General features: G+C 52.3%; 32 protein-coding genes. 16 read left to right on the top strand and 16 right to left on the bottom strand.

The features are described 5' to 3' along the window. The first annotated feature begins 132 nt into the window (after positions 1 to 132). Entirely contained in the window at positions 133 to 744 is a 612-nt protein-coding gene (locus C7B82_RS20665; protein WP_281259023.1) for an LmeA family phospholipid-binding protein, read from the top strand. A gap of 71 nt (positions 745 to 815) precedes the next feature. Here C7B82_RS20665 and recJ read toward each other — a convergent pair whose 3' ends face one another. After that, positions 816 to 2,861 carry a single-stranded-DNA-specific exonuclease RecJ gene (gene recJ, locus C7B82_RS20660; protein ID WP_106258213.1) on the bottom strand — a complete coding sequence of 682 codons (2,046 nt, stop codon included), beginning with the start codon at positions 2,859 to 2,861 and terminating at the stop codon, positions 816 to 818. 667 nt (positions 2,862 to 3,528) lie between these two features. Here recJ and C7B82_RS20650 point away from each other — a divergent pair. The 5 genes from C7B82_RS20650 to C7B82_RS33900 all read left to right on the top strand — a co-directional run bounded on the left by C7B82_RS20650 (position 3,529) and on the right by C7B82_RS33900 (position 7,901). Next, positions 3,529 to 4,125 carry a DUF4168 domain-containing protein gene (locus C7B82_RS20650; protein WP_146141220.1) on the top strand — a complete coding sequence of 199 codons (597 nt, stop codon included), beginning with the start codon at positions 3,529 to 3,531 and terminating at the stop codon, positions 4,123 to 4,125. A gap of 2 nt (positions 4,126 to 4,127) precedes the next feature. After that, positions 4,128 to 5,900, top strand: coding sequence for an alpha/beta hydrolase (locus C7B82_RS20645; RefSeq protein WP_106258207.1), 1,773 nt, complete (start codon positions 4,128 to 4,130; stop codon positions 5,898 to 5,900). A gap of 141 nt (positions 5,901 to 6,041) precedes the next feature. Further along, entirely contained in the window at positions 6,042 to 6,197 is a 156-nt protein-coding gene (locus tag C7B82_RS32555; protein ID WP_181357587.1) for a hypothetical protein, read from the top strand. A gap of 187 nt (positions 6,198 to 6,384) precedes the next feature. Then, positions 6,385 to 7,482, top strand: coding sequence for a DJ-1/PfpI/YhbO family deglycase/protease (locus tag C7B82_RS20640; protein ID WP_106258205.1), 1,098 nt, complete (start codon positions 6,385 to 6,387; stop codon positions 7,480 to 7,482). 98 nt (positions 7,483 to 7,580) lie between these two features. Then, positions 7,581 to 7,901 carry a hypothetical protein gene (locus C7B82_RS33900; protein WP_146141219.1) on the top strand — a complete coding sequence of 107 codons (321 nt, stop codon included), beginning with the start codon at positions 7,581 to 7,583 and terminating at the stop codon, positions 7,899 to 7,901. Here the strand turns inward: C7B82_RS33900 and C7B82_RS20635 are convergent. Then, positions 7,857 to 8,117: a hypothetical protein gene (locus C7B82_RS20635; protein WP_106258203.1), complete on the bottom strand. Its 261-nt coding sequence runs from the start codon at positions 8,115 to 8,117 to the stop codon at positions 7,857 to 7,859. The two genes, C7B82_RS33900 and C7B82_RS20635, sit on opposite strands and share 45 nt — an antisense overlap. Continuing rightward, complete coding sequence (locus C7B82_RS20630; RefSeq protein ID WP_106258202.1) at positions 8,114 to 8,368, bottom strand: hypothetical protein; 255 nt, start codon at positions 8,366 to 8,368, stop codon at positions 8,114 to 8,116. The genes C7B82_RS20635 and C7B82_RS20630 overlap by 4 nt, the downstream gene beginning before the upstream one ends. Positions 8,369 to 8,564: 196 nt before the next feature. Between C7B82_RS20630 and C7B82_RS20625 the strand changes: the two genes are divergently transcribed. Beyond that, positions 8,565 to 8,861, top strand: coding sequence for a hypothetical protein (locus C7B82_RS20625; protein WP_146141218.1), 297 nt, complete (start codon positions 8,565 to 8,567; stop codon positions 8,859 to 8,861). Positions 8,862 to 9,024: 163 nt separating this feature from the next. Here the strand turns inward: C7B82_RS20625 and C7B82_RS33290 are convergent, their stop codons facing one another. The 11 genes from C7B82_RS33290 to C7B82_RS20570 form a co-directional block, all read right to left on the bottom strand. After that, entirely contained in the window at positions 9,025 to 9,276 is a 252-nt protein-coding gene (locus C7B82_RS33290; RefSeq protein WP_106258199.1) for an Arm DNA-binding domain-containing protein, read from the bottom strand. A gap of 307 nt (positions 9,277 to 9,583) precedes the next feature. Next, positions 9,584 to 10,009, bottom strand: coding sequence for a hypothetical protein (locus tag C7B82_RS20615; protein ID WP_106258197.1), 426 nt, complete (start codon positions 10,007 to 10,009; stop codon positions 9,584 to 9,586). A gap of 25 nt (positions 10,010 to 10,034) precedes the next feature. After that, positions 10,035 to 10,910 (bottom strand): hypothetical protein, encoded by an 876-nt coding sequence (locus C7B82_RS20610; RefSeq protein WP_106258195.1) that lies wholly within the window; start codon positions 10,908 to 10,910, stop codon positions 10,035 to 10,037. Beyond that, positions 10,910 to 11,665, bottom strand: a complete 756-nt coding sequence (locus C7B82_RS20605) for a hypothetical protein (RefSeq protein WP_106258193.1) — start codon at positions 11,663 to 11,665, stop codon at positions 10,910 to 10,912. The genes C7B82_RS20610 and C7B82_RS20605 overlap by 1 nt, the downstream gene beginning before the upstream one ends. 11 nt (positions 11,666 to 11,676) lie before the next feature. Next, positions 11,677 to 12,093, bottom strand: a complete 417-nt coding sequence (locus tag C7B82_RS20600) for a hypothetical protein (RefSeq protein ID WP_106258191.1) — start codon at positions 12,091 to 12,093, stop codon at positions 11,677 to 11,679. Further along, positions 12,086 to 12,436, bottom strand: a complete 351-nt coding sequence (locus C7B82_RS20595) for a hypothetical protein (protein ID WP_106258189.1) — start codon at positions 12,434 to 12,436, stop codon at positions 12,086 to 12,088. The genes C7B82_RS20600 and C7B82_RS20595 overlap by 8 nt, the downstream gene beginning before the upstream one ends. A 5-nt stretch (positions 12,437 to 12,441) precedes the next feature. Further along, positions 12,442 to 12,810, bottom strand: a complete 369-nt coding sequence (locus tag C7B82_RS20590) for a hypothetical protein (protein WP_106258188.1) — start codon at positions 12,808 to 12,810, stop codon at positions 12,442 to 12,444. A 21-nt stretch (positions 12,811 to 12,831) separates the two neighbouring features. After that, positions 12,832 to 13,164 (bottom strand): ComEA family DNA-binding protein, encoded by a 333-nt coding sequence (locus C7B82_RS20585; protein ID WP_219904616.1) that lies wholly within the window; start codon positions 13,162 to 13,164, stop codon positions 12,832 to 12,834. A gap of 56 nt (positions 13,165 to 13,220) precedes the next feature. Beyond that, positions 13,221 to 14,549, bottom strand: a complete 1,329-nt coding sequence (locus C7B82_RS20580; RefSeq protein ID WP_106258186.1) for a hypothetical protein — start codon at positions 14,547 to 14,549, stop codon at positions 13,221 to 13,223. Between the two features lie 97 nt (positions 14,550 to 14,646). Further along, positions 14,647 to 15,414 carry a hypothetical protein gene (locus C7B82_RS20575; RefSeq protein ID WP_106258185.1) on the bottom strand — a complete coding sequence of 256 codons (768 nt, stop codon included), beginning with the start codon at positions 15,412 to 15,414 and terminating at the stop codon, positions 14,647 to 14,649. A gap of 87 nt (positions 15,415 to 15,501) precedes the next feature. Continuing rightward, a complete protein-coding gene (locus C7B82_RS20570) occupies positions 15,502 to 15,837 on the bottom strand; it encodes a hypothetical protein (protein ID WP_106258183.1) in 336 nt (111 codons plus the stop codon). Positions 15,838 to 16,120: 283 nt separating this feature from the next. Here C7B82_RS20570 and C7B82_RS20565 point away from each other — a divergent pair, with 283 nt between their 5' ends. The 3 genes from C7B82_RS20565 (at position 16,121) to C7B82_RS20555 (ending at position 17,951) form a co-directional block, all read left to right on the top strand. Beyond that, positions 16,121 to 16,372 (top strand): type II toxin-antitoxin system HicB family antitoxin, encoded by a 252-nt coding sequence (locus C7B82_RS20565; RefSeq protein ID WP_106258182.1) that lies wholly within the window; start codon positions 16,121 to 16,123, stop codon positions 16,370 to 16,372. Continuing rightward, positions 16,372 to 16,590 carry a type II toxin-antitoxin system HicA family toxin gene (locus C7B82_RS20560; protein WP_106258180.1) on the top strand — a complete coding sequence of 73 codons (219 nt, stop codon included), beginning with the start codon at positions 16,372 to 16,374 and terminating at the stop codon, positions 16,588 to 16,590. Before C7B82_RS20565 ends, C7B82_RS20560 begins: the two co-directional genes overlap by 1 nt. Before the next feature lie 584 nt (positions 16,591 to 17,174). Continuing rightward, positions 17,175 to 17,951 (top strand): DUF5131 family protein, encoded by a 777-nt coding sequence (locus C7B82_RS20555; RefSeq protein ID WP_106258179.1) that lies wholly within the window; start codon positions 17,175 to 17,177, stop codon positions 17,949 to 17,951. Here the strand turns inward: C7B82_RS20555 and C7B82_RS20550 are convergent. Beyond that, positions 17,941 to 19,074, bottom strand: a complete 1,134-nt coding sequence (locus tag C7B82_RS20550) for a three-Cys-motif partner protein TcmP (RefSeq protein ID WP_106258177.1) — start codon at positions 19,072 to 19,074, stop codon at positions 17,941 to 17,943. The two genes, C7B82_RS20555 and C7B82_RS20550, sit on opposite strands and share 11 nt — an antisense overlap. Before the next feature lie 614 nt (positions 19,075 to 19,688). Here C7B82_RS20550 and C7B82_RS20545 point away from each other — a divergent pair. From C7B82_RS20545 to C7B82_RS20530, 5 genes are all read left to right on the top strand, one after another. Continuing rightward, positions 19,689 to 21,017: a toll/interleukin-1 receptor domain-containing protein gene (locus C7B82_RS20545; protein WP_106258176.1), complete on the top strand. Its 1,329-nt coding sequence runs from the start codon at positions 19,689 to 19,691 to the stop codon at positions 21,015 to 21,017. Next, positions 21,001 to 21,168 (top strand): hypothetical protein, encoded by a 168-nt coding sequence (locus tag C7B82_RS33285; protein ID WP_219904614.1) that lies wholly within the window; start codon positions 21,001 to 21,003, stop codon positions 21,166 to 21,168. The genes C7B82_RS20545 and C7B82_RS33285 overlap by 17 nt, the downstream gene beginning before the upstream one ends. Beyond that, entirely contained in the window at positions 21,165 to 21,650 is a 486-nt protein-coding gene (locus C7B82_RS20540; RefSeq protein WP_146141217.1) for a hypothetical protein, read from the top strand. Before C7B82_RS33285 ends, C7B82_RS20540 begins: the two co-directional genes overlap by 4 nt. 5 nt (positions 21,651 to 21,655) lie before the next feature. After that, positions 21,656 to 22,165, top strand: a complete 510-nt coding sequence (locus C7B82_RS20535) for a hypothetical protein (RefSeq protein WP_106258172.1) — start codon at positions 21,656 to 21,658, stop codon at positions 22,163 to 22,165. Between the two features lie 414 nt (positions 22,166 to 22,579). Continuing rightward, positions 22,580 to 22,864: a VOC family protein gene (locus C7B82_RS20530; protein ID WP_106258170.1), complete on the top strand. Its 285-nt coding sequence runs from the start codon at positions 22,580 to 22,582 to the stop codon at positions 22,862 to 22,864. Between the two features lie 96 nt (positions 22,865 to 22,960). On the opposite strand, the gene C7B82_RS20525 is transcribed toward C7B82_RS20530, so the two are convergent. Further along, positions 22,961 to 24,538 (bottom strand): S53 family peptidase, encoded by a 1,578-nt coding sequence (locus tag C7B82_RS20525; RefSeq protein ID WP_106258218.1) that lies wholly within the window; start codon positions 24,536 to 24,538, stop codon positions 22,961 to 22,963. Positions 24,539 to 24,885: 347 nt separating this feature from the next. Between C7B82_RS20525 and C7B82_RS20520 the strand changes: the two genes are divergently transcribed. Beyond that, positions 24,886 to 25,467: a Uma2 family endonuclease gene (locus C7B82_RS20520; protein ID WP_106258217.1), complete on the top strand. Its 582-nt coding sequence runs from the start codon at positions 24,886 to 24,888 to the stop codon at positions 25,465 to 25,467. The last annotated feature ends 10 nt before the right edge of the window (positions 25,468 to 25,477 follow it).

Here is a 25,477-nt window from a genome sequence, read left to right as displayed (position 1 = left end):
TCCATCACGCAGGGCTTACGGCGCATGGCACATGATATCCCCGGTCTACTTTCCTTTTTCCAGTAGATCAGCCCTGCCAAATTTGGGGGCTAGGGGGCGCTTCGGTAGCGGTTTAGCTAGATTCGATCACTTGTGTGTACACCGCAGGTCGCCGTACAGGGCAAAGGAATGGTCATGAAGCAAGACCTCCGCGTCGAAACAATGCAGCTTCAGACTAGCAGCATTGCAATCAACCCCCTCAGTGCAGCGTTTGGCAAGATTGAACTGACTCAGCCTGCGGATGCAGAAACGCAGGTTGTACTCACTGAAACCGACATTAATCGCGCGTTCAATTCTAAGTTCATCCGCGACAAGATGCAGAATTTAAAGGTACACGTCAATGGCGAAGCGGTAACAGTGGACACTCAGCAAATGGCGTTCAGGCTACCAGGCGACCATAAAGTGTTGCTGAGCACAGACGTGATCTTGGAGCAAGTCGGCGAAACAAAGCGGGTTGCCTTTACAGCCGTGCCACAGGTGAGTCCTGATGGTCAATCGATCACGCTGGAAGACCTGGAGTACGTTGAAGGAAAAGAACTTTCACCTGCATTGACAGACGCATTACTGAACCAGGCAAAGGAATTGCTCGATTTACGCAATTTTAAGCTTGGGGAGATGTCAATACAGTTGAAGTCATTGGAAGCGCAAGAAAGCAAATTGGTGCTGCGGGCGATCGCTCGGATTGAGCAGTTTCCGGCTGCGTGAATAATCGCTTGTGTCTGTTCGCACGTCGGGACGCAAGGCTTGCGCCCCGACACGGGTAAAACCAACAGAGTTTAAGCCTCTTCCAGTGCGCGCAAGGCCGCTTTGATTAAATTGTAATAATGCGGTTGGCAAACATTCACCGGCGTTGGTTCGCTCAGTTGTTTGCTCAGCGCACCCATTTTTTGCCCTTGCTGGATGGTAAGCTCGTTGCCCTGAGCGTTGCGGATTCGGAGTTGCTTGCCTGCTTTGTGCTGAAAAACATCAACGTTATACGCGCGATCGTCATGCCAAAACGCAATGTCAGCAGCGATCGCAGCAGGCTTGCGGACACCGATCAATTCTAGTTCTAGAGAAATCTCACCATTCCAATCATTGGTGCGTAAGCGATAGGCAAGATCTAGATGGCTGGGTAACGGATAGTAGTCACCCCAACGCCACGCGATCGCAGTAAACTTATGAATCGTTCCAGGCAGTTCTCCGTCCTGGCTGACCACTAGCTTGATATGGCCTTTGCCAATGCGTTTTTGTTCACTGATGCGAACGTTGGCTGACCAGAACACAGGATCGGGATTTTCGATCCCGCAGGGATGCAGCGCGTCAATTTGGGCGTAGAGGCTGAGGTTGAGCTGATCGAGTCCCGCTTGCGCGTCGATCACGACTAAAGGCTTCAGATGTTCTGGTTGGAGACACTGGTGCGCAAAAGTTTGCAGGCGCGATCGCAAAGGTTCTAGATTTGCCGCGTCTAACGAAAAACCGCCTGCAGCACGATGCCCGCCAAATTTACCCAGCAGGTCTTTGCAAAATTGCAGGGCGTCAAACACATTGAATTCGGGAATACTCCGTGCTGAGCCCCGAATGTGCGTCCGCTCCTTGTCTTCGTAGGTGCCAATGAAGACCGGGACACCATACCGTTCGACCAGACGTGATGCCACAATGCCGATGACGCCATGATGCCAGTCTGGCTGTACGACGACCAGCACACGACCGTCCGTCGGCGCCGCAAAGGGAGCCTCCAGGTGCCCCGACTGCTGGATGGCAGCTTCAACAATCGCGATCGCTTCCTGCTCAATCTGTTCACAGAGCTGCTGGCGCTGTTTATTGATTTGTTCACACTGCATCGCCCGTTCTAAGGCGACGCCATCATCGTCTGTGGTGAGCAGCTCAATCACGATTTGTGGATCAGCTAGCCGACCAACAGCGTTAATGCGAGGACCCAACCGAAAGCCGATCGCCTCTGGTTTCATCTGCTTGGCACCACTAAGCCCAGTGACCTGAATCAGCGCCTGCACGCCAGCTAGCTTCGATTGAGGCAAAAGCTGGAGCCCTTGCCTGACCCAGCGACGATTCACACCTGTCAGCGGTGCCAGATCGGCGATCGTACCCAGGGTAAACAGTTCCAGCAGCGAATTGCCGAGTTCGTGCGTTTTGCCCAGGCTTTGCGCCAGGGCGATCGCCAGAATATACGCCACACCCACGCCTGCTACGCCCCGATACGGCGATGTCTCCGGAATCAGTTTCGGGTTGAGAATCGCATTGGCATCCGGCAAGGTGGGTGGAATGTCGTGGTGATCAGTAATGATGACCGCCAGACCTAACTCACGAGCACGGGCGATCGGCTGATGGGCCGCAATGCCATTATCGACGGTCAAAATGAGCCCGACCCCTTCGTCGTAAAACTCTTCAATAATCCGCTGGTTGATACCATAGCCTTCGCTCATCCGGCTGGGAATGGCGTAATCGACCTGTGCGCCCAACGTCCGCAAGGCTCGTAACAATAACGCTGTACTGGTCATGCCATCGGCGTCGTAATCCCCACAGATGGCAATTTTTTGGCGCTGATTAATCGCATTGATCAAGAGTTCTAAGCTGAGCGGTAAATCGTCAAAGTCCTCTAACGGTGAGGTTAACGCCTCAGACTCTGGGTGCAGAAAAATTTGTGCCTGCTCAGGCGTCGAGACACCCCGATTGAGCAACACTTGCGCCAGGAGTGGCGACAGGTTCGCTGCCTGGGCGATCGCTACGGCCTGTTCCTCCTGAGCGGGCGCAATTTGCCAGCGCTGGTCGAGGCACTTACCCGATGGAGTTGTAACGGAAGGACGGGAGCGTTGGTTTACCACAGAGCACTTAAAGCAAAAAAGAACTTAAAGCAAAAAAACAGTAGAAACAATCAGCGTGTTGGTGGCCGTTCAGAGGCTGTCCGATCGACGAACAAAAACGAACCTCTGGGCTCAGTCTTAACCTGACAAAAAACAGTCTTGACCTGACAAAAAATAAGCAGGACTTACGCAAAAGCTGTCGAAGTTCGCCCCCTAACCCCCAAGATTGGGGGAACTGAGCTGATTAAAGCCCCCAGAATTGGGGGTTTGGGGGCAAATGCGTAAGTCCTAATAAGTTGACACAAATAAAAAAGCAGATTATTTAATCACGAGAGTACGGAAGCATGACCCAACTTCGATGCAGCAATGTCGCTTCAAAGTTTGGTACAAGAGCATTGTTTAATTTACTGCAAGTTGGCCTCAATGGCTGAAACCATCCTCAAAAAGGTAGAAAAATTTGTTGACAGGAGCCAACCGTTGGTCGAGGATTGTTGCGCTCAAATACTGTATTACAGTGCAGACGGATTAGTCAGCGCGATCGCTAAAATTGCAGAAATTTCGAGTTTGATTAGACTTAGACTAGGTGTCCCCACCGAATCGAGGTCGGATGCCGTTTAATCTGATTGCGCATGAACCTACTTGTGAAGTAGGACGTCATCAACCCAGTCACTTCTTTCAGGAATTCACCATGATGAAATTATTTTTGGCAAGCTGCTCACTTCTGGTTGTTTTGGCAGTCAGTAGTTTGCCCGTTCGAGCTCAGAACTCTAATACAGCACCCACAGAAAAACCCGCTCCAGCAACCAAACCCGCTCCAGCAACCAAACCTGCACCAGCGACCAAACCTACACCAGCGACCAAACCTACACCAGCAGACAGCACTGCGCCAGCTAGCCCAGCCGCGCCTCAAAGCAACGTGAGCCCGGATGAGCTGAAAAAGTTTGCGGTTGCCACCAAGCAACTCTTGTCGATCGTCAATGATACAGAAAGCCAAATGGTGCAAGCGGTGCAAAAGCAAGGCCTGACCGAAACCCGTTTCAACGAAATCTACCAATCGAAGAAAAATCCTCAAGCAAAGCCTGCCACTCAAATCACGCCGAAAGAGGAAGAAAGTTATAAGCAGGCAGTGAGTCAACTCACTCAAATTCAGAAGGACGCTCAAGATAAGATGGATAAGGCCGTTCAAGCTCAAGGGCTACCCATGGAACGGTTCAACCAGATTTTCGCCGCTGTCCAAAAAGATCCTCAGCTGCGTCAAGAAGTGCGAAAAATGATCCAAAACTAACGATGAACCCCACAAAACCCGCGCTGCATCATCACTTTGCTTGGGCAGGACTGTTTCTCGGTACATTCGGCTGGTGGGTCACAATCCCCACTCCTGTTCGAGCGGCAGAGAAGGTTTATGTTTCTTATGGCATCTTAGAGCGATCGATCTCGGTTTCCTCTCTAGAAGCCTATGCCAGGGACGGCACGATTGATGACGACCTTGCCGTTTACGCACAATATGGTGATGCCAAACAACTCAAGCAGCTTAAGAGTGTGCTTGTAGCGCGGGCAGATGTCGACCTCATTGCGGTTTCGCAGTTTCTCTACACTCCCCAGGGCGAAGTCTTGCTTAAACGACTGGGGCAAGTCATCCAGCCAGAGTCACGAGATTCTGGCTTCAAAGCCATTCGCGCAGCGCTGATCCTGGCAGCGGCTGACCCTGATGGTTTGACGCTGCTTAACATTCTGCGCCGTTTCCCCACCAGGGGTTTGCGGATTGATGTGGCGCGAAGCTTGCAGATTGCTGCCTCCCTAGAGCAACTGGTCAATCAAACCAAACGGGCAACCAATGTTGTCATTCAGGCAGCGCAGCAAGAGCGGGCAGCGGAAACCGTGGCAGTGAATCAGCTTGGCGATTTACGCCAGCGAGGACCGTATACCTGGAAAAAGCAGACGCTCCCGCTAGTTGATCCGAGTCGTAGCGCCGAAAATAATCGAGTCCTTCCCAGTACGGCAACGTCTCCCCTTGGGAGTACCGTGCCACCACCGCTCTTAGGTGCAGCAGTGACTGGCCGATTAATCCCCGTTGATCTGTACTTACCGAATCTGCAGGCATCGTCAGCGCCTGCGCCTGTCATTGTGATTTCTCATGGACTCGGCTCCGATCGCTCCACCTTTGCTTATCTAGCGATTCATCTCGCGTCTTATGGCTTTGCTGTCTTGGTGCCAGAGCATCCGGGTAGCAATGCCGCACGCTTGCAGGCGCTGATCAACGGTACTGCCAGCGAGGTCTCTGAACCAGCTGAGTTTGTGAATCGACCACTGGATGTCACTTTTGTTCTCAACCAGGTCGAGAATCTGGTGAAAGCCACACCCGATCTACGCGGACGGCTAGATTTACAGCAGGTTGGAGTGTTAGGGCAATCGTTTGGTGGCTATACAGCCCTTGCCGTGGCAGGTGCACCCATTAATCTGCAGCAGTTACAGGCAAGCTGCCAAAATCTCGAAAATACGCTGAACCTCTCGCTGCTGTTGCAGTGCCGGGCGATCGATCTAACACAGCCCCAACCCACCTTGCAAGATCCTCGCGTGAAAGCAATTATTGCCATTAATCCCATCACGAGTGCCGTACTGGGGCAACCCGGCCTCAGCGAGATCAAGGTGCCAACGATGATTGTCACTGGTAATGGTGACACAATCGCACCTGCCGTGACCGAGCAAATTCAGCCCTTCACCTGGCTCACTACCGAGAATCGCTACCTGGTCATGATACAGGGCGGCACTCACTTTTCGACCTTGGATTCTAGCAATGCTGCAGATGCCATCCCGCTGCCTCAAGAGGTGGTGGGTCCTAATCCTGCGATCGCTCGACGCTATATCAATGCCCTGGCAGTGGCGTTTTTCCAAACTTATATTGCCAACAAGCCCACCTATCGCAGCTATTTGAGTGCCTCCTATGGCAACGCTATTAGTGAATCACCCTTACCGTTGAGTTTGATCCAAACCTTAACGGTGGACCAGTTTACACAGGGAATTGCTGGCACAACGTCCACTGCCACAACCGTCTCACCGTAGACACTGGCTCTCACTGGAGCCTGCTCAGAAACCGCCTTTAAGATCGTAGATTAAATCACTGGGTCGGTTGGGTTGAGGCCGCGAGACTCAACAGACAAAAGTCGGTGTTATTTAATGCCCTTTGCTTAAGGGTGAACGATCGTGCGCTTTCGTAATGGCAGGTATCGTCTTGTACCCTTTTTAGCAAACACCAGTGGTCTGCTGGCTAAAAAACGGCTGTTATTGTCAGTTGCGATACAGTTGTGCGCGATCGCTCTGAGTGTGGCTGGAACGCTGTATCGCCTCTCTGAGGGGTGATGCCCCTATTTCCTCTAAGCATTAAGTTTGATTTGATAAACCATCAGTCGTGCTTACATACCTGAAAGCGAAAAAACAACCGTGTTATTGCGTACGTAATGGTTAATTTTTCGTAATGCTTCCTTCTGGCTTTTCGTGTGTTCTGTTGATACTGCCTCTTGCCCAACACCATAACTTCCAGAACATCATGCTGAATGGTCAAGCGATCGCAAAACGAGTGGCTCTTTTAATTGAACAAAATGTCGAAGACAGTGAATTTCAAATCCCTTACAATGCTTTGCAAAAAGCGGGTGCAAACGTAGTCGTGTTGGGCTCTCGCATGAATGAAGAGTATAGGGGTAAGCAGGGCAACATTGCTATAAAAGCGGATGCTACGACGACAGAAGTGCTTGCCAAGGAGTTTGATGCGGTTATTATTCCCGGTGGTATGGCACCCGATGTCATGCGTACGAATCGCAATACGGTTCGGTTTGTCAAGGATGCGATCGCGCAGGGGAAATGGGTCGCCGCCATCTGTCATGGGCCGCAGCTGCTGATTGAAGGCGATTTGGTGCGGGGCAAACGGGTGACGGGCTTCAAAGCCATTCGGAGAGACCTTGAGAATGCGGGCGCTACGGTTTTTGACGAGCCGTTGATTGTCGATGGCAACCTGATCACCGCGCGTCGTCCAGGTGATTTGCCAATTTTCACCACAGCGATTTTGAAACGGTTGGGGCTATCGGTACCCGACACAACTCTGCCTAACGAAACGGATGGGGATGCTAGCTGGTGGAAACTGGGCGAAGAGTGGGGCGGTTCTACCAGAAGCGAGATTGTGCAAGGTTTGAATACGGCGATCGCGGTTGAGCGGTATGGGCTTGAAGCCTTTGAGCACTACGCCGAGAATGCTGCCGATGAAGAAATGAGTCGCGTTTTTTTCGCGATCCGCACAACTCGGCAACGTCACCTCACTCTGCTCGAAAACCGCTTAGCCGTTCTCGGTGAGAAGCAATCGTTTCAGGCTGCTGCCAGTGGTGCTTACGCCCATCTGAAAACATGGTTACAGTTCAGCTGGGGCGATGCGAACATTTTGCGTCGTGCGTTGGGCGATCTTCAAACGGGAGTGATTGACATCTACAAATTGCGCAACAGGCTGACTGACCCAGTCACCGTCGCGATCTTTGACGAGATGGAGATTGCCCTTGCTAGCGAAGAGCCGCAAGTTGCGAACCTTTACCACACGCGCTTAGTTGCAGAAACGATCGAACCACCCCAGCCAACCAGCCGCCCAGCCGTACTTGCGTGACATGGAAACCATTAGCGGTCAGCTTTCAGCGATCAGCTAACTTAGAACACTGCCCACTGCATTCCCATCACCCTTGTTCACAACACGGCAGTCACTGTATGGTCAAAACAGAAAGCACCAGTTTGCCAAACAGAGGGAACGATCGCACCCTAATGCAGTGGAGACTGCCTGACCGACCAACCGCCCCCTTCTGTCCATCAGAAGTGCAGGGTATTGTCACCGTACCACCAACGGGAAGTCCCTGGCGGAAGCTCCTTGCCGTTGTAGAGCCAGGGCTATTAGTTTCAGTGGGCTATATGGACCCAGGCAACTGGGCAACCGATATTGAAGGCGGCTCTAAGCTTGGCCATAGCTTACTGAAGGTCATTTTTCTGTCAAACCTGATGGCGATCGAACGCGTTCCCCGGCAGTGTTTTTAACCCCAAGAGTGGGGCTGAATCACTCGTGCTCAGGCGATAGCCAGCTTCACAGATTTCATGCAAATGTCTGTACTTCTCGATTGGCTCAATGACTGGAGTAAGGGCGGGAAGCTGGGGCGGGGCGGATTGACGCAGACGTTCAGCCACCTGATCTGCGATCGCTTCCACCATGCCACTGAAGTCAGGAGCCGTTGCGATTGAAGCTCTATGGGTCATTGTCCTGTTGTCCTGTTGACCGTAGGACGAACTCTCCGGCGTCTGAGCAAAGTCTGCGATCGTACCGCCAGCTTTAAGATGCTGATCCAGGGCATCCATAAAGGCAATGTGTCAGCATTGATCACCGACTTACTACCCTGCTTCTCTGGTTGGATGCTAAGCCCTTGCAAGCGATTATAGATATTTGATCGCGCCACATTGTAGCGATCGGTCAGTTGAGCGACTGGGAACGAATCGAGTTGAGTTTCCATTGTCCTGGCCTGCGTCCTGTGCTGTGCCGTATGTCCTGTAGTGCTGTCCTATGACAGCGTGGGACAGCTCTGAAATGCAGTCACAGCAAGTTTTTTGTTTATCCTCTAGATCCTATAGCTGGATACAAAAGCCTGCATAGGAAAAATGCCCCATCTACAGCCAGCAGCGGGGCATCTACTTGTACTTATCGGCATCATGACAAATTCCGCTCCGCACTCTGAAGGATATAAAACTGAAGCATCAGGGATACAAAAGCCTCTCCAGTTTGTGCAGATTCTCAAGGATCTGATTCGGTATGCCCGAACCCTAAAGCTTACAGGGACTCAATATGACCGCTGGCTTTACCTCTGGAAACGTGGCCCCTATGGCGATCGCTGGGTAGACATTCCCCTACCTGTCGAAATTGCTGCTCTGCTGTCCGTAGACCCTCGCACCGTGCAAAGAGCCGCCCGCCGACTAGAAGACTGCGACCTGTTTGACTTTTCGAGCTGACAACATTGATTGCAGTCGAGGTGTTAACGACACAAACCTCGCTCGATTGCAGCGCTCTGTACTTCTCCAACGTTCGCTTGTAGATCCGTTTCGCCTTGTGCTACATAAACTTCTCAAACAAGTCAACGGCTTTTAAGGCACTACTGACCCGCTGCTGCGGCTTTTACTTCGCTAGTGTGCGATCGAAGTTTCCCGTCGCCATATCGCCTTCAATCTGCTTCGCCCTGCCCTCTGCCACAATCCAGTTCGTCTTACCCTCCGGCAGTTCCAGGTAGAGAAAGTACCGCTGACGCTGAAAACTCCAGCACAATCTAAGCCTCCCCTTAAATACCTGCACCGAAACTGTCCCTTTCGGCGACTTCTGCCGCTTCTTCAATGGAGATACAATTGGCGGCAAAGCTAGCGATACACCCATATCCAATCCAACCCTCTGAAGGCGGCTCTAGGTAGATTTCAGTATCGCAATCCTATCTCAATCAGCGTGTTAAACCGTGTCAGGTTGTGTCAGGTTGAGATACCTTGTTGAGAATAGCAGTTCTAGCTGAGAGTTCTTTAAAATGGCGAAATCCGCTATTTAAGCGAGTTTCAGCCGATGGACACATCCCGACTCGAACGGGAGACCCCCACGATGTCAAGGTTGAAGTCTACGCTTGAATAGCGCTTTCAGTAGGGGTTTGAAAATATTTTTTTGGGCATGGTCATAGCCGTACCCAAAATGTGGGTTAGCTGAGCTTGCAGCTATCTGGAAAGTTTGTGTTGATGACCAGAGAATTCCATTCCTGTTTGGCTTCGGCAGGGATCGTCTGCCCTGCTTGAGCAAGTAAATAGACCAAATAGGATAGGCCAGCAGCTAGTGCTGGTATAGTTTGCAAACTCGGAGTCGCCAGCATGAGCTTAAAGTTGCCCCAATGATCAAGCACATCGCTGGTATTGGCAGCCTTCACACTGTTGTAAACTGATGTGTAAAGCCCATTACCAGGGAAACTAAAAGTTTCTGTCAGTCCTTGCCAATTCGCCGCTTTTGCAGGCAGCGACCAGGCAGAGCCATTCCATTCGTAATTCGGGGAGGGTCGATTGGGCAACTTAGGGTCAAAGGTGCCGTCGGTACGAAGTTGGCGATCGCCGCTCGCCGCCGTACACGGTGCCATTCCCAGCGAGATAAAGCGGCATTATCTACCATCCTCTAGTCATGCGAACTTGATAATAGCCAGTCGTTTGCCAGTTGTTTGAGGTATCGAGAAGGACAAAGTCTTTCGTCGCAAACTGCAAAAGTTTCCAGGCAGCAGACACAGCGTTATTCGTTTGATAACCATAGTATTTGGCGTTGAAGTAAACCGAGGGCGTCGCAAGGACCGCATCACCCTCGCTCCCTGTAGCTGAGGTCCAGAACTGAAGGTTTCCCGACGCAGAAGCGAGCTGCACGCCTAAGTTATGGTTGACCGTGTAGACGGTGTTTGCGGCCACTGCGATCCAGTTGCTGGCAAAATGCCCGCGATAGGCATAGGTGATCACGTTCGTGACACTGGTAGCGTTGGTTGCAACTTCCCCAATGATGACGCGTTGCACCGGCACGAACGCTGAGCCTGTATAGGTCTTCATGGTGAACGTCGTCAGGTCAAACCAGTGAAACGTAGCTGCTGGCGAGGCGATCGTTTGCTTAAACTGATAGATGTAACCTTGAGTGGTGAAGCCGAACGTGAGCGCACCGGTTGATGGGTTGCGATCGACATAGATAAAGAGTTGTGTAGCGTTCGCTGTCAGCCCTGAGATCGTCTGGCTGCTCGTGAACTGACCCACATAATCCAGACACCCATATGCGTCATACCCTGCAGCGAACGCCAACGTGAAAGGGGTGCTGCTGCTGGCGGCTAGCACTACCGACAAGCCCGATCCAGCGCCGAGCGCATTTGGTTGTCCATTGCTGTCATAGCTGCCATTCAGGACACACTGGCGCACAACCACATGCGAAACCGAAGGCGATCGCACCAGACCCGCTGTTAACTGGCTACCGTTCAAGTCCAGATCAACGTAGGCATTGCGTTTTGCCATCAGCCCTCGCAGATGACGCGAACGTTGGAGAGCGCCACATTTGACTCCACAATGACCGCATTGGCGGAGCTAGACGAAACAGCCAGTTCAACCTTGAGCCCACCCTGCCAGCACTCAACCACGACATCATTTTGATTAGCCAGGTTCAAGTTATGCGTCACGGTTTGAGGCGTGCCGACCACAAGACTGGTGATATTGGTCGCAAACCGGCGTGTCAGACGCGCTGTAAGTGCGTTATCAGGCACATACCCCGCTAAGGTGCTTGGCGTAACAGCTTTTTGGGCGTTGGTGCCCGTGCTCACCTCGGTTTGGGTAGCAAGCTGGATTGTGCCCTCAACGGAAGTCGAGGCACTGACGACATTGCCCTGAATGTAACGCCAGACCGAAGCGGCGCTATCCCAGATGGCCTGATCCCCGATCGCCACGGTATCTACGGGCGACCAAGTCCCGTTAAGCGTGCCAGCGCTCGTAAACACGTAGGTATCGCCATTGGCAGGCGTTGAAGGGGGATTGGCGCTTGCTGCAATACCACCTCGAAAGGTCATCGCGCCCGTAATCGTGGTGACCGCTCGCACCCAGGCTGTACCATTCCAGGCATACAGCTCATTGAGATCCGTATCCCAGGCTAGCAAGCCCGCATCGCTTGATCCCAGGCTTAAAGCAGTACGGTTAGCGGTCGAAAGCGGATAGACCTTCGCCGCGATTAAGGCTTGCTTGTTCAGATTGAGATCGACGTAAGCATGACGCTGGGCCATTGCCAGAACTCCTAAAAATAAGTCACCAGACCGGACTGAGGTACGTTAAACAAGACGGTGAAGCGATTGAGCGACGGATGCTCGATCGCGCCCTCAATTTCGCTTCCTGTAAGATTTGAGAGCGTGACGAGCGGGTGATAGCCTCGGTTGTGGTCCACGGTGACGAGCGTTTGTCCCGTAAAAGCTTGCTCGCCAGGACTGCTAGCGCCGCCTGGTCCCGGTGGTCCCGCTGGTCCCTGCTTCGCGGTTTCAATGACAGCAGCGGTTTGCAGTTGTGGCGTGACCTGTAGCGCCTGCGGTGGCACGATCGCCGCGCTGGACTGAGTCGTGATAGCGGTGGCAAACTGCTGTGGCTGCGTTGTGACTTGCGCCGTTTCCGGTTGCAAAAGCACCTCAACCTGGTGCGGCTGAACCGTGACCTCAAGCATGGGGCGGTCTCCCTGGTGCAATGGTGATGGTTTCGTTGAGCAGCAGTTGCACGCGGCCCAGGCTACCGGTGATTTTGATCTGGCAAAGATAATCGCCGTAGGGGATTGCGCCAGTTTGTTCGGGTTCTAGGCTTGCTGTTACCGTGCCAGTGGTGCGATCGCTGGCAAACTCGAAGGTCAGCAGGTAGCGTTCAGTCGCCGTAAAGCCCTTGAACAGGCAGCCCTCAGCGGTACTGCCTGTCAAATCGACTGGCGTACCAGGGACACCCGATAGTTCGCTGGGCTGCCTGACGGTAATGGGTAGCTCAAACGTAGTCCATTGTGTAGAGCTCAGAGTTGCCATAGCCGTTAGCCGAGTGGGAGCCGATTGCCGTGAGTGTTGATGTCGCTGATCAGGCCGGTATACGTGAACAACAGCCGTCGATAGAGGCGAATATTTTTGCCAGGGCGTAACGAGTAACCGTTGCGCTCAATGGGAGAGGGGTCCAGACTCAGATCGCTGTAAGCGGCGAGAATCTCACGCACTCGCACAACTTTCGTCTCGTCCGCGTCAATGGAGCTGATTGCCGCTTTTAGACGGGTGGCGGGTGCTTGAATCGGGTCGAGAATTGCCTGTGTGATGGGCATCCCATACTCACCCGTTTCCACCGCGATCGGCTCATAAGGGATACCGAACAGCTCGTATAAGAGATGCTTTTCGTGATCGAGGAGGGGCATGAGGCGGCAGACTAGAGAGCGCTAGAACATGAGTTTGGACTCGATCGCTAGCCAATCAATCTCGTTTGTGGCCTCAAGCAGATCCTCTACGACCTTATAGGGGCGACTGGACTTGATGAGATTGGCCAACATCATCGAGCTACCGGGCAGGGCGGCCAGGTCTTTCAGTGAGGCGGTATTGACATTCACTCGCTTGCTATCCTCATCATTGGGGCTGGCGATTGAAGGCAGTGCAGCACTGGCGGTGGGTTTATTGGGGTCTTGCCGACGATAGCCTCGCTGCAGGAAGCCTTTGACCTCCATATCGGGGACTAAACGCGGTTCGTAGGTGACAGGGGCGTAAAGCGTGATCATTGGATTCCTTCGCGGACAGCCGCTGCGAGAGTGGTCAGAAGTCAGGAGTAATCCGCTCAGGCCGAGAGCATGAAGCAGCCGCAGCGGTAGTCTGTGAACTTTGAGCCAAACATCAGCGTGGCTAGGGTGTAGGACTTGAAGCGATTCACATCGTAGCTGCCTTCCCAGTACTGCAGGAGCAGACCAGAATTTTCATCTTGAGCGCCTGCCATGCGTCCACCACTTTGATCGGGCGGCGCTTCCATTTGGCGGGTGTCGAAGACCAGGGCGTTAGACTTATAGCCAACGTTGACCGAGTTGATTTTGGGAATGGAGAATTTGTCGCTCGTGGTGCTGATATCAGCTGTGCTGAGCTGGATCCCGTCTGGCGCGTAGGGCACGAGCGTCACCACCAGTCCAGACACACGCAGCACGATGCCGTAGGCCTTTGTGGTGCCATTGTCAGCGCCCAGGCGCGCAATTTGACCCACAGCAATGTCCTGGAGCGCCGTTGCTGTGAGAGTGAGGTCGATCGCGCCCAGTAGCGTCGCGCTGCCACCGTCGATGACGTAGGCATCCGCCTTCGTAAATTGGGTGTTGACGGCCACCGAGGCGATCGCGAGCGATGCCTGGTTGCTCGAAGCGGTATCCAGGTCTGTCACGGCGGCCTGAGAACCATTGCGCCCGATGACATTGGTGCCACCCACCATAAAGCCCTGACGGGGCACGAGCTGCCCGTTGGGTAGGTTGCGTTGGACCAGTTCAGAGACGCCGAGTTGCCCATACACGTAACCGGCATCCACTGGCGTTTGTTCGCCAATGTAGGCAGATTTGGCACGAGTCGCCAGTGCTGCATACAGTTCACCCGGCGGTACGTCTTCTTCTTCCAGGGAGGCAGCTGCATTAATCAGCAAGTCCTGGGTGAAGTGAGTGAGCGTGCCGTTGGTGTCGTTCGCCACGATCCGCAAGGGCATGCCAACGCCGTATTGCACCGCGCCGGTGCTGGCATGAGTGGGGGTGCGGAATTGGCTGTAGAGCGCGTTGTCAAATTTTTTGGTCAGTGCAAACGCCAGCTGAGGTGAAACATCTTCGATGTATTTGTCCCCTCGATAGTCTGAGCTGTAGCGCTGGACGCCTGTAGTGAGCAGGTGATTGAGCACAATATCACCCAGCACATAACCAGGGTCATCAGTGCGTGCCGCGTCACCACTGCGAGGATCGTAGTCCTCCGCTTCCATAATCTGTACGCGGCGGAACTGGACCGTTGCGCCGTACTCAAACGCGCCTTCGCCAAAGCCACCATTCGAAGCTTTGGCGAAAAAGCTCATTTGATTCATTTGCATAAGGGCGTCAGCCGTCAAACTTTTCGGGATAATGAGCCCGTCGTGACCGAACGTAACTGGCATGGGGATGCTCCGCAGGAGTCAAGTTTGAAGCATCCCAGCTTTGGCGTGGGCAATCCGATTCTGATTCTTTCAGCATGCCCAACAAGGCAGTCAGACTTTAGCGTGGTTGTACGGCGGCCAATTCTTGCAGGTAGCCCGCGCGATCGGTCTGCATGGCTTGCCCTGGATCAACGGTGGGCTTGCCGTCATGGTCGAAATACTTGAAGGATGTCACTGGGGTGCGGGGTGGACTGCCAGGGTAGGCACCGCTGCCTGTGCCCTCACGGCGAGCGGCAAAGTGGCTGTAATCAGTGGTTAATAAACCATCCAGCTCATCTTTGAGCGGTACGAAGAGATCACCGTGTTTGTCAGTTTTTTTGACGACGTACTGATCGCCCTGCTCAATGACTCTGCCTTCCTGGAGCAAGAGCGAGAGCATTTGCGCGGGATTCACCACGCGATTACCCAGGCTGAGATCCTGGATCGCGGTGGCTCTCATACCGTTTACGCGCGTGTCTTCTTCTGCCTGCTCGCGGCGCGCCTGCTCTTGCTGCCACTGAGTTCTAAATTGGGTGTTCTCGCGCTCCAGCGTTGAAAGCTTTTGCTTGAGCTGAGCGATCGCGGGATTGTTGGCGATGTCCCCTAGATCGGATTCATCGTAAGCAGCGTCAGGAGTCTCTGTGTCCTCTTCTATACCTTCCAGCCCTTCGGCTTCCTGAATCAGGCTATCGAGCCAATCAAGGCTAGAACTTGACTCAGCGCGGCGACTCAGCTGTTCGGCTTGCGTCTGCAGCTGGCGAGAGAGGTTGGTTTCCAGTTGCCCCAGTCCTTCAGTAAGCAGGCTAGAAAATAATTCTTTGGCTTCGTCTTTCGTCAGATAGTCCACGGGGATGCCTCCACAAGTGTGGCGTAGTGAGTTTTAGGCATCCCAGCTCAGGCGTGGGCAGTCCATCAGGAACGATCGGGCGGGGTGCTAAACAACCTTTTTACGGACTGCTAGCACATCTTCAAAGGCGGTTTGTAGTTGTCCTGCCAGCGCTTCAGAGTCAATAAGGAAGTCTGGGTTAGAACTCTGCAAGGTGCGGGCGATGAGTTGCGGTAGCTGGTGAAAGAGGCGTGCTGCAAAGCCGGAGATGGCGCGATGGGTTTCGCGCTTGGATGCGGCGACTGCATCGACTATCGCGGTATTGCATTGGCGTTCTAAGAGTGGCTTAAAACGGCACTCGATCGCATGGGTGAGGGAATCAGCGATGTACTGCTCGACCCATTGGCGCGTGCAGTAATCGGTCTGAGCGGAAGCTGGCGGCATAAGGTGTATCGGTAGCTCTAGGCTTCAGTGTGCCCAGCACCAGGCGCTATTAGCACAAGCGCTACGATTGGGAAGTCGTCTAGTGTAAGGGCGATTAATGCCCCTAGAACGCTCGGCAGAGGAAGCCCCAGCAGGATTGAGTAATATACTCATTGGTAGTAGCGGGATTGCTGCTGCTTAACTGCTAGTCTAGCCGCTCCACCCTCGCCCTATGATCGGACCACCAAAACGAACGTTTTAGACACTCGAAGCTAATTCTTCTGTACGCGTACATCCGAGACTGATGCTGATTAACTACATCCAAGCTGCTATGCACAAAGCAACGTACGAGTTCTTACAGGACTCAGATGCTGCTTTCTATGGCGAGATTCCTGATTGCCCTGGTGTGTGGAGCACAGGTGACACTCTGGAAGACTGCCGCGAAAACGTACAGGATGCCCTTGAAGGTTGGTTGGTGCTGGGGTTACGTCTCGGGCATACGCTACCTGTCATCGATGGCATTGACTTGAACGCACCGCAACAAGAGGTTGCTTGATGCCAGCCTTTGGACCGATCAAGTGGCGGGACATGGTCTTCGCTCTGCGCCAAGCTGGGTTTGATGGCCCCTACCCCGGTGGAAAGCATCAGTATATGACCAGGGGCGGACTGAAGCTTACTATCCCTAACCCGCATGATCGCGATATTGACCGCACTTTGCTGAGCAAAATTCTGCGTCAGGCTGGGATTAGCAGAGATGAGTGGGAGCGGTTGTAGCTCCAACAAGTTACAGCAATATCCATGAGCGATGAGGCTTTCAATAGCTTCATTTTTTCAGTTCGCACCGTATACAAAAATAGGCGCGTGCAGTAATCGGTATGGGCGGGAGCTAGCGGCATAAGGTGTATGGATAGCGCCAAGCTTCAGTAGCCCAGAAGCCTAAATCTAGTGGTCCCTAAAGATGTTTAACTGCGGCAACCCGCAGAAGTGCAACGTAACAATAAGGGTTTCAGCTTGCACGTAGGAGCTAGACCAAACGAGAGAATCGAGGTTTCAGACGATAGCCCATGAGCGATATAAGCCAAATTATGTCCAAGGCTAAAGTTTGTATTTAAGTAAGTACAGAGATTTGCGAAGCAATCGTTGCTTAAATTTCATAAGCGTAGTTTATGGTCTCGCAAACAACCTCTGCTTTCTTGAAAGACTGTAATGTTTTGCACACATTGCACCTTATTTGCTTTCGCCCAGCGTAGAAATGGGGTGCAGTAAGAGATGTGCTTACCAAAATGGTATAGTACAAATAGACTATAAAATTCCAGGCAGGTAATATCTGCCAAGGATGTAGCTTGCGGAGTTGAAATATGTCTAGCATACACACTGGTATTGAGTGGACCGACAAAACCTGGAATCCTACAACGGGCTGCGACAAAATTAGCCCAGGGTGTTTACACTGCTATGCTGAAACTCTTACACAGCGTTTTCCTAAAAACTTTTCTAATGGGTTTGTCTTGACTTTGCATCCAAACAGATTGGGAGAGCCGCTGCGTTGGCGCACTCCAAGCCGGGTTTTCGTTAACTCAATGAGTGACCTTTTCCATGAAGAAGTGCCCCTCGAATTTATCAAGGAAGTCTTCTCTATCATTCGCTCAACACCTTGGCACGTGTATCAAATTTTGACAAAGCGGCATGAGCGTCTACGTGATTTATCTTATAAGTTAGATTTTCCAGAAAACGTTTGGTTAGGTGTGTCTGTTGAGAATCAAAACTACGTCGATCGTATTGAATGTCTGCGTCTGGTTCCTGTTTCAGTACGCTTCATTTCATGCGAGCCACTTTTAGGAGCGCTAAGACTTGATTTGTCTGGAATTGACTGGGTTATTGTAGGGGGGGAATCTGGACAAAAACATCGCTCAATGAACCTCAACTGGGCAGAGGATATCCGTGATCAGTGTAAAAATGCAGAAGTAGCGTTTTTCTTCAAGCAAGTTGGAGGAAGAACGCCGAAAGCGGGAGGTAAATTACTCAATGGTGAGATCTGGGATGAGATGCCTGATGCCTGGAATCAGCACGTTCAGAAATGGGGAAGTATTCCACTGAAAGCAGCAAGACGTTCAGGTAAACTGGAACTTACTGCTTAGCTGGAAACACTACTTTTACTGAATCTGCAAACGTAATTTCTCCCTTCATTTTTCGACGTTTGTTAGCAGGTGGATCTGCTGAAATCTTACTTTGAGCTTCAAGACTACCGAGAGCAGCCTTGTAATTTTTTTTAATGTAAGGCTTCCTAACATGATGCTGGTTATAAACTTCCTCCATAGTCATGCTTCTTCCTGAGAAGGTGTCCAGCAGCATAGTTTCCAGCTCATCAAGAGGACGAGTTAACTCAAAAAGGAGCGGTTGTTGAAGAGTTGCAGGATTGTACTCAAAAGATGCTACACCTTGCATCTGCTCAGAACTCTCTTTAGCCATTATCTCCTTCATGATTTCGTAGCCTTTGACGTGTTTGCTCACAAAGATTAGATGATGGCTAGTGCGATTCCCACTTTCATGTTTGAAGCGAAATGGGAGAACATACTCACCGCCCATTTCTTCCAAAGCCTCACAAATTGCTTCTACAACTGTCAATTCACGCTCTTGCGGATTAAGTCCTTTTAATTGTTCACCAACTTGATCCGCCCGTAACTGTCCAAACAGAGCATTCATATGTTCTTTAACAGCATCATTGCTTAAACCCATGTTGATGCGATTGTAATTGAAGAAGAAGATGCAATCACATCCCCAATCTTTGACAACTGAATTGATAAGTTGCAGAGATAATCCTTTATAGCCCCAAGGGTCAACAAAAAACAGAGTAGGGATTAATTTGGCCGCTTGAAATGTTTCAACTATACTGTTTCCGACTTCATTATTAAGTATTTGAGGACAATATTTCAGATTCTCTATTCCTGGAATTGACTCTATAGCGTTCCGAAGTGAGTTAACATTCTCTGGGTCAGCATCGTTAAATATAGATACCAGCATATTTTGCATATCTGGTTCTGAACTAGCAGTTTCCAAGACTTTTACTGGAGTTGATTTTGAGCCATCTTTATACCGCCCCGGTCCAGCAAAAAGGTCGATATAAGCAATTCTTGGCTCTGGAGCCGATTTCTTAACAGTTGGAATAATGACTTTTGCCCAAACCCAGAAATACTTTTCAACAATTCTAGCTTTTATTGCAGATTGCTCTTTTTGCTCATCGAAGAAAGAGGTTCCGTTCATATTTTATTAATAGTCACAGTAACTGGAAAGGCTTATACCTAAAGCTTTGCCCTCCATATTATTCGATCCGTTTTGCTCATGGCATCGAATAAAGAAAAGCTGCCTCCAGCTTTACGCGATGTTCAAATCAGCAATATTACTGCTTTACACTTGGAGTGGCAGATAGAAGCAAGAGCTAACAACTTTACTGGACAAGCTACTGAGAGGTTCTAGTCGTGTCGCAGACCTTATTTCCTACCGATCAACAAGAACTTTTTCTTCATCCACGGAGATAAAACTGCTTTGAATGGGCAGATTTTGAATTGCCCTAGGGTAAGTACAGCCCTAGAGGGTATGCCTTAAGAAGGGAGCTAACCTGAATACTCGCCATCTAATTCGAGAATGCTAGCAACGACAGACAAGGCTGGAACTTCTTCTCAGAAAGGTTTTCATGTCTTTTGAGACTGCATTCATAAGCCCAAGGCGCAGTCTTCAGATTCTCTTAGGGAGTGCGAATCTTACCTTCAAAAAGGAAAAATCTAAAAATCCTCGTGCCTGGGGTTCAAGTCCCCGTCCTGGCATTCACAATGAATTCCTTGTGAAGCCGTCAAGGCAGAGCATGAGCCTGATATTCTGTGGGTACGAATTACTTTTGTGCCACCGTAATGACGGACGCTGCCAAGGCTGGCTCAGCACCAAAGATAGCCTTACCGAAGGGCACTACTGATGTCTTCATCTCTTATTCCCGCAAGGACATTGACTTTGTACGGCGGCTGAGTGAGGCGATCCAAGTGCGGCAACGAGACACTTGGGTGGATTGGGCCAGTATTGCCAAGGGCGAAAAATGGTGGCAGGAGATTCAGCGGGGGATTGAGGGGACCAACACGTTTGCCTTTGTGCTCAGTCCTGATTCTGTAGCCTCTAAAGTCTGTCGAGACGAAATTGACCATGCCGTGCAGTGTAAAAAGCGCTTAGTACCGATCGTCTTCCGTGAGGGGTTTGCGATCGCCGACGTGCATCCAGCCCTGCAAGAAATCAACTGGCTCTTTTGCCGCGAGACGGATGACTTTGAGTCGGCGTTACAAAGTTTGCTGGAGACGATCGACACCGACCTCGACTATGTGAAACTGCATACCCGGCTTTTGCAACGGGCGATCGACTGGGACAACAAGCAGCGGGATACTGGAGCCGTGTTGCGGGGGCAAGACCTGACCGAAGCGCAACAGTGGTTTCAGCAAGGCAAGACACCACGCCCTACAGAGCTACAGGTGGAATATTTGCAGACTAGCCTCGCGGTGCAAAAGGCGGATCAGGTAGCGCGGCGGATTGTACGCGCTGGGTTTGTGGGCTTGGGTGCGATCGTGGCGGCGGCGATCGGGGCCGTTATCGTGACGCAGCAACGGATTCAAGAAAACGAGCGCCAGTCAGAGCAAAAGTTAGCCCTGGCCGATGTGCGCTTAGTTAGTACGGCTGCTGAGGGGGCTTTTCTTTCCGGTCAAGTCTTTGAATCTCTGTTAGTCAGTTTGCAGGCAGGGCAGCAGCTCAAACAATTGGATCGAACCGGCTTGACCAAGACGAATCTGCAAACCCAAGTGATTGCAGCACTGTGGCAAGCTATGAATGTTGTCAGTGAACACAACACGCTCACCGGGCATCAGGAGGCTGTCTGGAGCGTGAGTTTCAGTCCCGATGGCAAGACTCTCGCTTCCAGCAGTGGGGACAACACCATCAAGCTGTGGGACGTGGCGACGGGCAAGGCCCTCCAGACCCTCACCGGGCATCAGGATGTTGTCACTAGCGTGCGTTTCAGTCCCGATGGCAAGACCCTCGCTTCCGGCAGTGGGGACAAGATCATCAAGCTGTGGGACGTGGCGACGGGCAAGGCTCTCCAGACCTTCACCGGGCATCAGTCTTTGGTCATTAGCGTGAGTTTCAGTCCCGCATTCCGTGATCGGGTTCCCTGACTCTTACACGCGAGAAGCAGACTATTACTGGACAGCAGCAGGAGGGATGGTCAAGATCCCCTACGACTCGGCTGGCAAATGGACAGGGGAGATCGAGACTGTTGAGGCTCCTAAATGGGTCGCGTCACCCTATCCAGGGGCACGGCAATGACCAAACCAATGCTCACAAAAAGCAGGATTGTTGCGATCGCTCTCACTGCCTTCTTCGCTCCCAGCACGATGCCACAGCCCGCGCAAGCTAATCCAATGGCTGCAAGGGCAGCAATGGCTGCCTGCTACGCTCAACCCGAAGCGTGCGCTGTCGTCCTGGCAACGGCAGGCGCTTGGGTGCTTTGGCGAAATGGTCCGAAGCTCTGGTGTACGCCAGGGCAATGCGTCCCAACCCGCAAAGCGCCGAGAGAACTTCGCACCGATCGCCAACCAGATGACTCAGGCAAGCAAGCCACAACGGGACGACTGGTGAAAAACTACGACGGCTGTAGAGATATGGAAAAACGCTTTCGGCAAGGAGGTTTTAAGCTTAGGTTAGTCAGAATTGAGCGGAATCGGTCGCGCGGAACGCTCTACGATTGGTGGTGCGTGTTTGGGGGCGACTCCAGGGAAGTTGCACGCTTTGATCGTTATTGGAGGTAAAAGTCATGTCACTGGTCTTTTTTGAGCCTGTTTCGAGCGGCATGAATCAGGACGGAGAAACCGATCTGATCCGGTTCTCAGAGCCTCCTCAGATCGGGGCTACTGTTGTGATCGGCGGCGAACGACGCTGGATCGTACTAGATATTGAGACCTACCACCACGATGACAAAGCGGCCTATCTGGCTTTCATCGCCCCCGAAGGCACAGTCATACCAGAGCGGGCACTATGGTCAGCCAGGCAAATGCGCGACTCGTATCCAGCAATCAGCTTGGATGTGCAAGTCTGTCAAAACTACGTCATTAGTGACGGCTTAGACATTGACGGCAAGCCTCCCACAGGACGGCTTTACTCAATGGAGGCAGACGCTGACGACCCCACACGCGGGCGACGTGTACCCAGTCAGTGGCGGGTGGAAGCCGTTGAAACCTATCAGCCAAGCTTTAACGGGACCTATACGGCGATCCATGTGTGTCAGTGCGTCTCAACTAACTTGCCAGCCTTGGCCTTAGTTTAGAGAGACCGCACTTTTTAGATGTACTCGGCGATCGCGCGACTCCGCGATCGCCTTGAAACTTCGCCACGGTCTACTATCCGTCCTGACACAATCTCGTAGGGCCATAGCTACCTACGGAAAAGTTCTGCTGCGCTTGGCATAGAGCCGGAGCGGGGCAGTAGTGCTCATACCGCAACAGCCGGTTTAACCGGTAGGGCAGACATGCTGAAGGCTGGCTTTGTCGAGACCAACGTAAACACGTCATCCGTTTGAGCAGGTCAGTTCGTTTGCAGCGTTCTTAGTGTGCAAAGAACAGCTGCCAGCTTCTGATAAAACATTGACCAAGAGGAATGGGTCAGTCAAATAATTGCAGCGATCACCCAACTTCCCGGTCTGGCGATCGCCGTTTGTTCAACCACACTACAAGGTAGAACCATGTCTAATCTAGCAGTCTCAGAGCAGAACAGCGCTTTAGCTGTTGCTGTAAGAGCACCGCAGCTCCTCTATGCCCAAGCCGTTGCTCATCTCAACGGCACCTGGCTCATTGTCCCGACGCTCCAACCCAACGGACGCTATAGCTTCATCGCCCTTGACCCCGAAGGTGAAGACTGGGGCAACACCCAGCAGCCACGCACATTCAAAACCGCTGAAAACGCGATCGCAGTAGGGAAGGCATACGTCTCGCTGATCTTGGTAGAAATGCAAGGGGAAGCCGCCTGAACTTGCAGTGAGATTCATCACAGGGATTACGGCTGCTTTTGCTTTCCTACCAAGCCTTGTTTTTTAGGTTCGAGGCCAGGTTCTACCTGAAAGTGGTTACAGCTGAGTACCCGTCAGCGCCTGCAAGAGCTTTGCGCCATCGGGACTACCCAGTCCCGTACACGCATCCCAACCAGGGTTAGCCTGATAAGCACCGTTATTGCCGCTAGTCACGTCTCGCAGCACGGATGTTTGAGCCAGTTGCTGATACAGCACTGGATTGAGGTAGCCCACTGCTTTACCCAATTTCTGGTTGATCAGCGCCAGCAGTCCCGCCCACAGGGGTGAGACCGCACTGGTGCCGCCAAACACGAAGAGCTGTCCATCCACCTGGATCTGGTAGCCCGTCTCCGGATCAGCATCACCAGCGACATCAGGTACGCCACGACCCACGCGACCATCAGGATTGCTGGAAGGCGGTATGCCTGCTCCCACTTGCCACGCTGGCAAGGCGAACACATCACTGATGCCGCCGCCTGTAGCGCCCTTACCAGTGTTATTCCACACCACTTCACTCGTGACCTGACCGTTCGCTGACTCTAACCGCGTGCCACCGCAGGCCAGTGCGTAGGGACTGGACGCCGGAAAATCGACATGTGCGCGACCGTCCGTGACACCATCCGACGAGCCACCATCGCCAGCAGCACAACAAACGGTCACACCGAGAGCTGCAGCTGACTGAAAGGCTTGATCCATCGCCTGCAGTGCCTGAGCCGTCCAGGTTGACTCCGGTCCACCCCAACTAATCGAGATGACTGAAGGGCGATAGCGGGTGTCATGAATGGCGGTGGTGACCGCATCGAGAAAGCCCCGATCGCTGTTCGGTGCAAAGTACACGACCAGTCGAGCAGCAGGGGCGATCGCGCCTGCCACTTGAATGTCCAGTTCGACTTCACCATCAGCGCTATCGGCTGTAGAGGGGCTATTGCGCCCGCGATCCACTGAAACACTGACAACCTTGGGCAAGGGGAGTCCGAGCCTGGAGAAGTATGCTCTCAGATCGCTGCTGCGATAGCCGCCACCGAGTTCAATGATGGCAATACTCTGCCCTTGCCCGTTCAACTGGGTGGGAAAGTCATAGAGCGCTGCCAGCTGAGGTGGCGTGTAAGCGGTGGTCGCCTGTGCTGCCGCTCGCGTCTCTAAACGGCGGTAGTGTGCCCGCGCCTGGGGACGATCATCGAGCCCAAAAACCCCTTCAACGATGGGGATTAAGTCAGCTGGCAGCTGCACTGTACCGGTACGTCCCCGAAAGTGGCCCTGTGGGTGTTCGTAATAATGCAACTCTACCTGAAAAGCACTACTCATCATGGTTGCTGTACCCGCGAGCACAATGACTCGGCGAGCGGGATTGACGTCCACAATGGTTAAATTATGCTCGTGCGCAAAGGCTTCTACCTTGGCGATCGCGTCCGGATCTGCGCCCTGCTGAGCAGCAAACTCAGCTTGACTCAAGTGTTGACGCTGACCGGGCAGTTGGTTGGCCAGCGCCTCTAAAGCCTTGGCGCTTCCACGCGCTTTCAGATAGACACTAACTTCCATGGGTTCCTCTGGCTTCACAGGACCCATCTGACGTGCACCGGGCAGCATAGTCCGTTCACTACCTGGCAGGGGCTGATGTGAGTGATGGGATGACATCATGTCTCCTTGCAGTTTGAAAAGGGCTGGATCAGTAAAAGGCTTAGTGAATGAACCAATGCTTATGATGATTGATTCGTTAGTGAAGACTCTTGAGCCTTTTGCGCCGCATGCAAAGGGGGATAGTAGTTCTCTTTCACCAAGAATTAAAAATCACCGCGCTTTATAGTAGGCACGCGCAAGCTGATCAAACTAGGCACTGAAGATAGATGTTATCGGTCGCTCTACATGCTCAAACGTTGCCGTGAAAGCCGCGATCGCGAGGGTGTACGATGCTCACTGCCCGATCAGCCCTTGCTCTAAAACCTCTGTTAGACTCGGAAGAGAAATCATTTCAGTCGTTGCCCATGCCGAACACGACTCAAAAGATGACCTTTGAAGAGTACCTCGCCTATGACGATGGTACTGATCGTCGCTATGAGCTAGTGGATGGGGAACTGGTTGAAATGCCGCCAGAAGACCGGATTAATTCAAAAATTGCCCTGTTCCTGCTGGCAAAGCTCTTAAAGGTTTTCTCGGAAGAGCGCTTGTGCTACAAGGACACTGAGCTTGAAGTCAGTGGCTCCCTGGTCAAAACCCGTTTGCCCGACCTGATGCTGCTCTCAGAAGAACTGGCAGCCATTTTGGGGGACGGTCGCGGCACAATTACCCGTGAGATGCCACCACCAGAGCTCATTATTGAAGTGGCTTCTCCAGGCAAAAGTAACGAAGAGCGCGATTATCGCTACAAGCGTTCTGAATACGCAGCAAGAGGGGTGGTTGAATATTGGGTGATTAACCCTAAAGACGCTCATATCACGGTCTTTAGCTTAGAGGCGGGCTTCTACGAAGCAGCGGTCTACACCGAGCAAATGGTGATTCAATCCCGATTTGAAGCGTTGCGGCTGACGGCTGAGCAGGTACTGAAGCGGGGACGGTCCGAACCCTAAGCGGTTGTGC

The organism is Stenomitos frigidus ULC18 (assembly GCF_003003795.1).
In the GTDB taxonomy this organism is placed as follows: Bacteria; Cyanobacteriota; Cyanobacteriia; order Leptolyngbyales; family Leptolyngbyaceae; genus Stenomitos; species Stenomitos frigidus_A.
The sequence above is the reverse complement of the archived record's forward strand: the minus strand, read 5'-3'. Positions and strand labels throughout refer to the sequence as shown.